Below are 6,832 nucleotides of genomic sequence, written 5' to 3'. Positions count from 1 at the left end.
ACAGCTACGATCTCGCCATGCAGGACTGGACCGGCTCCGCCGGCTTCGACCGCGACGACGATCACTGGCCGCGGCGCTGGGCCGAGGCCTATGTCGGCTTCGCCGCCGGCGAGAAGCGCGACTGGCTGCGCGCAATGGGGCATCGCATCTTTCCGGTGATCGGCTGGGCCGAGCGCGGCGGCTACGACGCCATGAGCCATGGCAACTCGGTGCCGCGCTTCCATGTCACCTGGGGCACCGGGCCCGGCGTGCTGGAGCCGTTCGTGCGCCGCGCCCGCGAGGCGAAAGAAAAGGGGTTGCTGAGTTTCAAATTCCGCCACCGCGTCGATGCGCTGAGCATCACCAATGGCACCGTCGATGGCGTCAGCGGCGCGATCCTGGAGCCATCGGGCGCGGCGCGCGGCGAGAGCAGTTCCCGCCATGTGGTCGGCGATTTTGCTTTGCGCGCTTCGGCGGTGATCGTCGCCTCCGGCGGCATCGGCGGCAACCACGATATGGTGCGGCAGAACTGGCCGCCGCGGCTCGGCGCACCGCCGAAACGGATGATCTCCGGCGTGCCCGAACATGTCGACGGCCGCATGATCGGGATCACCGAAGCCGCCGGCGCGCGGCTGATCAACCGCGACCGCATGTGGCACTATGTCGAGGGCATCCAGAACTGGGACCCGATCTGGCCGAAGCACGGCATCCGCATCCTGCCCGGCCCATCGTCGATGTGGTTCGACGCCACCGGAAAGCGGCTACCGTCGCCGCTGTTCCCGGGCTCCGACACGCTGGGCCAGCTGCAATACATCCAGTCCACCGGCTACGATTACTCCTGGTTCGTGCTGACCCAGGCGATCATCAAGAAGGAGTTTGCACTGTCGGGCTCGGAGCAGAACCCCGACCTCACCGGCAAGAGCTGGCTGATGACCGCGCGCCGCGCCACCAACAAGGGCGCGCCGGCGCCGGTCGAGGCGTTCAAGAGCAACGGCGTCGATTTCATCGTCCGCGACAACCTCGAAGAACTGGTCGCGGCGATGAATACGCTGAGCGGCGACAACCTCCTGCGGCTCGATCATATCAAGGCGCAGATCGAGGCGCGCGACCGCGCGATCGCCAATCCCTACGTCAAGGATACGCAGGTGATGAACATCCACAACGCGCGGAAATATGTCGGCGACCGCCTGATCCGCACCGCCAGACCGCACCGCATCCTCGACCCCGCGCACGGTCCGCTGATCGCGGTGCGGCTCAACATTCTGACGCGAAAAACGCTGGGCGGATTCGAGACCGATCTCGACGGTCGCGTGTTCGGGCAAAACGGCCAGATCATGCAGGGGCTCTATGCGGTCGGCGAAGCCGCCGGCTTCGGCGGCGGCGGCATGCACGGCTACCGTTCGCTGGAAGGCACGTTCCTGGGTGGCTGCCTGTTCTCCGGCCGCAACGCCGGGCGGGCGGCGGCGAGGGCAGCGGGGTGACGTACGTCGCCGGACGACGCCTGTTCCAACTCTTCTGGCAGAGATCGATCGCGATTAACCCGTCATAGTCCTAGCGCGATCTGCCCGATGGTCTCCCGCTATTGGCGGGTGCGGGCGATTGCTCCGGCAATTGTCTGCATCGTTACGCCCACGAGCCAACCGAGCAGGATCAGGATCGTCGCAAGCCTGTGCGCATCATCACGAAGTACAATAATGCTGATCGATGCGAATGCAGCCAACGCCGCGATGAAGGTCCCTACTGCACTGAGAAGTTCGGCGATATCCGCCTTTCCATGCGCACCAATTTTCGATGGATCGTAGCTGACGAGTGGCGGCGTATCTATTCCCAGGTAAAACCCAAGCGCTCCGCTGATCGTCATGATGACCACAAAGCCTTGTGTAGTAAGCGTCGGAATGTTGGAACCTACGTGGACAGCGACCAGTAGTCCGCATGCTGCTCCGACCATCGAAAGGCCTAAGCGCTCCAGGAGATGAGCTACTCGTCTCACGCGGGTTCGCATTTACGTAACCCAATGCAGTCGATGGTCCTGCTCGTCGCCAACACCAATGGTCCGACGGAAACTATTCTTCCGCCTGCGAACTCGGAAAACAAGGGTGGGAATTAAGCAAAGGCTCCGTATTTTCAGCCCAGCCAATCGCAGCTTTTCATGGCTCTCATTCGAGAGAGCATCCTGGGGTTGCGGTCGTCTTGATTCTCACTATCACCGTTTGGTGATAGGGCAAATTTTGCGGGTGCTCGATGGTAAAATCGTGACGCGCGTTGCGCAGTGATCCACAACGTCCGAGCTGGCCGCACCGTCGCTTGCTTATGGCCTTTTAAATAACTCAGTCGCGCTTCACTCGCAAAGAGCGCCAGGCTGGCCTCATTCCTCTGGCTGTAAGCGGCGACTTGCACACTTTAATCTTTTGTTAACCGTCTTGCTGTCCGATCTCGACTGGGCGAGGGCGTATGTGCAACGGAGTTGCGCCATGAGACCGTTATTATCTCGATGCAAGATTTCGCCTGCGTCGCGCCGCCGCATCACGCGATGGCTAGTCGGCTCACCCATCAAAGACATTGAGCGAGATCTCATTTTGGAGACTCTCATTGAAAATGGAGGAAACCGCACAACATCTGCCCGCTGCCTTGGTGTATCGATTCGGACATTGCGCAACAGAATTGCGCACTACTCACTCCATGGAGAAGCCGTTCCAAGCGGAACAGGAAACATGGCGGTTGCAAAAAAATGCGATTCGGAATTTCGAAGCGATAGTTGATCAAGGCAGATGAGCCGAGGCCATTATGCTGCGGCTACGCAGGTGAAGCATCTCGACTATCACCTTAGCTGTCTCGCCTTCGAAGAGGGGCGCGTTAAGCGACGGCATCAATCATAAATATTTTTACCTTCTCGCCGCCTTGCCGCTTTCGTCAGACATGTCCGCTCGGATTGACGATGGCGTAGCCGGCGATCGATCGAGCATGCAAACGCGTCCGCTGCCCCCCGGAGTTACTGTCGTGCACCAGCCAAGTGTCGCCGCCGATATGCTCTTCGAGCACAAAGACGTGGCCGCGCCGGACCGCAACCATCTTCGGAGCTGGTGCAGCGCGCGGAAAGCGCAGCCAGTTCGCGGCGAGATTGAGCGACGGGATGATCCGGCCGTACAGATGAAGGCTTGCCCCGCATCCACAGAACCGTGACGGGCAACCTGCCGGCCGACCGCCAATGACCTGAGATACCGCCCGGGCCGATACTTCTGCGATGCCAGCAGAGTGCCGAGCTCGCTCCGGCCGAGAAACCCTTTTCTCTTTCGTGATCCCGGCGTCGATCGACCGAACGCCAGCGAGCACGTTGCTGGACGCGGCCGACGGCGCCTCGCAAGGCCAGAGCTGGTTACAGCCGACGGCGAGCTGCTGGCGGTGCGGGTGAGCGTGGGCGATCGATGCCAAGCAGACAAGCGCCAACGTCGTACTAACAATACGGACCATGATGCCTCCAAACGACCGTTCACTAGCTCCGCAGCGAGTCATTGGACCCCGCTTGATCTCCGTTCGCTTACGTTCCCCGAGTAGCGTTCAATGCTGTGCGATGCTCCCGAGCGCCTCTCGCCGGGCCAAGAGGAGTAGCCGCCGGTGACCCACCGCGACGCCGGCCTCAACATCACCGCCGTGCCCGCAGGATTCATGTGAGAGCCGAGCAAAGCGCCATTTGCCTTCAATCCAGACGGCTGATTATGGCGGGCTTATGGTTTGCTCGGATGGCGCGGTGCGGCGAACTGCAGTGCGCGCGTAGCCACACTGGAGCGGACGGAGGGAATCGAACCCTCGTATGCAGCTTGGGAAGCTGCCGTTCTACCATTGAACTACGCCCGCATGGTCGCCTAGCCATGATCTAGCCGAGACCGGGCGATCCGCCAAGCCACTTGATGACATCAGCCCTGCGCAGCGGGCGAAGATCAACCCGGCCGACAGATTCCAGATGACGTCACGCTTTCCGATGTTCTAACATCGTCCATAATGGCTGGGCGCGAGTACACAATTTTCGATACGTCGGTGGGTCGGTGCGGCATCGCATGGGGCCGGACCGGCATTGTCGGCGTGCGGCTGCCCGAAGCCCGCGAGATGGAGACGCGACGTCGCCTGCTGCAGCAGTTTCCCGAGGCCCGCGAGGTCCGGCCGCCGGTGGACGTCGAGCTGGCCATCGAGGGCATCGTCGCGCTGCTGCGTGGCGAGCCGTGCGACCTCTCCGACGTGCCGCTCGACATGACCGGCGTGCCGCCGTTCAACCGCCGGGTGTACGAGACCGTGCGGCTGATCCCGCACGGCCAGACCCGCACCTATGCCGAATTGGCCGCCCGGCTCGGCGCCAGCGGCGCGGTGCACGCGGTCGGCCAGGCGATCAATCGCAACCTGTTCGCGCTCGTGGTGCCGTGCCATCGCACGCTGGCCAGTGCCGGCCAGACCAGCGGCTTTGCCGGCAACGGCGGCATCGTCACAAAATTCCGGCTGCTGTCCATCGAAGGCGCACTGGCCGGCCGCGGCCCGACGCTGTTCGATGCGCTGCTGTCGGTTGCCCCGCCGCGTGCGCCCGGCTAGCCTTGCCGGATGGCGGCAACCACCATCCTTCAGCGCGGTGCGATCACCGTTTCGGACTATCGCTGCACGGCAGGGCCCGACGACCGGCCCTTTGCCGAAGCGCACGCCTGCCATTCGATTGCCTATGTCCGCAAGGGCAGCTTCGGCTGCCGGAGCCGCGGCCAGGACCATGAGCTGGTGGCAGGCTCGATCCTGATCGGCCATCCCGGCGACGAATACACCTGCCACCACGAGCATCACGGCTGCGGCGACGAATGCCTGGCATTCCTGCTCGCGCCGGAAATGGTCGAGACGATCGGCGACAACCGGGACATCTGGCAGCGCGGCAGCGTCGCGCCGCTCGCGGAACTGATGGTGCTCGGCGAGCTGGCACAGGCCGCCGCGGAGGGGCGCAGCGACATCGCGCTCGACGAGATCGGCCATTCCCTGACGGCACGTTTCGTCGAGCTGGTGTCCGGGCAATCGCGGAAGCCGCTGCAGGCCGGTGCACGAGATCGTCGTCGCGCCGTGGAGGCCGCGCTGTGGATCGATGCCCATGCGGCAGAGCCGATCGACCTCGATGGCGCGGCGAAGCAGACCGGGTTGAGCCCGTTTCATTTCCTGCGGCTGTTCGCCCAGGTGCTCGGCGTCACTCCGCACCAGTATCTGCTGCGGTCACGGCTGCGCCATGCCGCAAGACTGCTGGCGGAGGAAGAGCGCGCCATCACCGACATCGCCTACGAGGTCGGCTTCGGCGACCTCTCGAACTTCGTCCGCAGCTTCCACCGCGCCGCGGGCGTTTCGCCGCGCGGCTTCCGGCAGGCGTCGCGCGGAAATCGCAAGATTCTCCAAGACCGGCTAGCCGTGCACTGATCAGGATGTGCTCCCGATCATTCGAGGCAGACAGATGGCTTCCATTCACAAGGAATTCTTGATCGACGCGCCCGCCGACGAGGTCTGGGACGCCATCGCCGACTTCGGCGCGTTGCATACCCGGCTGGTGCCCGGCTTCGTGACCGATACGAAACTCGACGGCGATACCCGCATCGTGACCTTCGCCAACGGCGCCGTCGCCCGCGAAATCCTGGTCGATTGCGACGCCGGCCGCCGGAGGCTCGTCTATGCCATCGTCAGCGAGCGGCTGACGCAGCACAGCGCCTCGGTGCAGGTGATCGCCGACGGCGCGACGCGCTGCCGGGCGATCTGGGTGGCCGACGTGCTGCCGCACGAGATCGCGCCGTATATGGATGGCCAGATGGATCTTGGCGCGGCGGCGATGCAGGCTGCGTTCCGGCGCAAGGCATCATGACAGCCGCACATCCGGCGCAGGCCGAGCTTTCGGCCCCCAGCGCGTCAGCAGCACGCTGAGCGCCGACAGCGTGCCGAGCAACACCATCGAGGCCGCCGCCAGCTTGAATAAGCTGCCGCTGCCGGCGTCGATCGACAGCAGGTACCAGCCGCCGGCGCAGATGAACACCAGCCGCGCCGTCTGCGCCAGCACCGGGCCCAGCACTTTCGCGGCGCCCTGCGAGGCAAAATACATCGCCGTGGAAAGGCCGATGAAGGCATACATCGGCGCGGCGATGGCGAGATATTCGCGGCTCGCCGCGCGCACGCCGGGATCGCCGCTGAACAGGCTGACCCACATGTCCGGGAAGATGGCGACCAGCGTGCCGAGCCCGCCGACCACCGCGAACGAGATCAGCCCCGCGATCCAGGCGACGCGCCGCGCCCGCGCCGGCCGGCCGGCGCCCATCGCCATGCCGATCATCGGCACCGAGGCCACGCCCACCGCAAAGGCCAGGCTGGACAGCAGGAATTCCAGCCGCGCGCCGACGCCGTAGCCGGCCAGCACCGCCGTTCCGTAGCGCGCCAGCATGTGGGTGAAGATGGTCAAGGTGAGCACGCCCTGCAGCGGCATCAGGCAGGCGATGGCGCCGACCTTCAATATATCGAAAAACATGTCCCGCTGGATCGTCATGGCCCGGAGCACCGGTCGCACCCGGGCGCGGCCGGAGAACACGTACCAGCCCATGATCGCCGTACCGATGGCAAAAGCGGTCAATGATCCCGCCGCGACGCCGCGCATGCCGAACGACGGGATCGGGCCAAGCCCCAGCGCCAGAATGCCGCCGAGCACGATCTGGCACAACGCCGAGTTCAGCATGATCACAGAGGGCAGCTTCATGTTGCCGGTGCCGCGCAGGATCGCGGCGAAGGTGTTCGTCAGCCATGGAAGCACGCAGCCGCCGAAGAAGATCTGGATATAGCCGGTGGCCTGCGCCAGCACGCCGCCGCG

Annotated in this window: 8 protein-coding genes and 1 tRNA gene; 5 read left to right on the top strand and 4 right to left on the bottom strand. The window is 64.3% G+C overall.

What is annotated here, in order from left to right:
* The coding region (locus tag JWR89_RS02035; RefSeq protein ID WP_299711160.1) for an FAD-binding dehydrogenase at positions 1–1,460 on the top strand (1,460 nt) is incomplete at its 5' end.
* A 98-nt stretch (positions 1,461–1,558) separates the two neighbouring features.
* Here the strand turns inward: JWR89_RS02035 and JWR89_RS02030 are convergent.
* Entirely contained in the window at positions 1,559–1,840 is a 282-nt protein-coding gene (locus JWR89_RS02030) for a hypothetical protein (RefSeq protein WP_366142959.1), read from the bottom strand.
* A gap of 610 nt (positions 1,841–2,450) precedes the next feature.
* On the opposite strand from JWR89_RS02030, the gene JWR89_RS02025 reads away from it, so the two are divergent.
* On the top strand, positions 2,451–2,738 hold the full coding sequence (locus JWR89_RS02025) for a helix-turn-helix domain-containing protein (RefSeq protein ID WP_299711155.1): 288 nt from the start codon (positions 2,451–2,453) through the stop codon (positions 2,736–2,738).
* Between the two features lie 151 nt (positions 2,739–2,889).
* Here JWR89_RS02025 and JWR89_RS02020 read toward each other — a convergent pair whose 3' ends face one another.
* Together JWR89_RS02020 and JWR89_RS02015 are read right to left on the bottom strand one after the other, a co-directional pair.
* Positions 2,890–3,447 (bottom strand): hypothetical protein, encoded by a 558-nt coding sequence (locus tag JWR89_RS02020; protein ID WP_299711152.1) that lies wholly within the window; start codon positions 3,445–3,447, stop codon positions 2,890–2,892.
* A 310-nt stretch (positions 3,448–3,757) separates the two neighbouring features.
* Positions 3,758–3,831, bottom strand: a tRNA-Gly gene (locus JWR89_RS02015).
* A 144-nt stretch (positions 3,832–3,975) separates the two neighbouring features.
* Between JWR89_RS02015 and JWR89_RS02010 the strand changes: the two genes are divergently transcribed.
* The 3 genes from JWR89_RS02010 to JWR89_RS02000 are packed head-to-tail and all read left to right on the top strand — an operon-like array spanning position 3,976 to position 5,842.
* On the top strand, positions 3,976–4,554 hold the full coding sequence (locus JWR89_RS02010; protein ID WP_299711149.1) for a methylated-DNA--[protein]-cysteine S-methyltransferase: 579 nt from the start codon (positions 3,976–3,978) through the stop codon (positions 4,552–4,554).
* 9 nt (positions 4,555–4,563) lie between these two features.
* Positions 4,564–5,406 carry an AraC family transcriptional regulator gene (locus JWR89_RS02005; RefSeq protein ID WP_299711146.1) on the top strand — a complete coding sequence of 281 codons (843 nt, stop codon included), beginning with the start codon at positions 4,564–4,566 and terminating at the stop codon, positions 5,404–5,406.
* A gap of 34 nt (positions 5,407–5,440) precedes the next feature.
* On the top strand, positions 5,441–5,842 hold the full coding sequence (locus JWR89_RS02000; RefSeq protein WP_299711143.1) for an SRPBCC family protein: 402 nt from the start codon (positions 5,441–5,443) through the stop codon (positions 5,840–5,842).
* On the opposite strand, the gene JWR89_RS01995 is transcribed toward JWR89_RS02000, so the two are convergent.
* Positions 5,837–6,832 (bottom strand): MATE family efflux transporter (locus JWR89_RS01995; protein ID WP_299711140.1); only part of this gene is annotated, 996 nt, incomplete at its 5' end. The genes JWR89_RS02000 and JWR89_RS01995 overlap by 6 nt on opposite strands.

This window comes from Tardiphaga sp., from assembly GCF_028290785.1.
Taxonomy (GTDB): Bacteria; Pseudomonadota; Alphaproteobacteria; order Rhizobiales; family Xanthobacteraceae; genus Tardiphaga.
The sequence above is the reverse complement of the archived record's forward strand: the minus strand, read 5'-3'. Positions and strand labels throughout refer to the sequence as shown.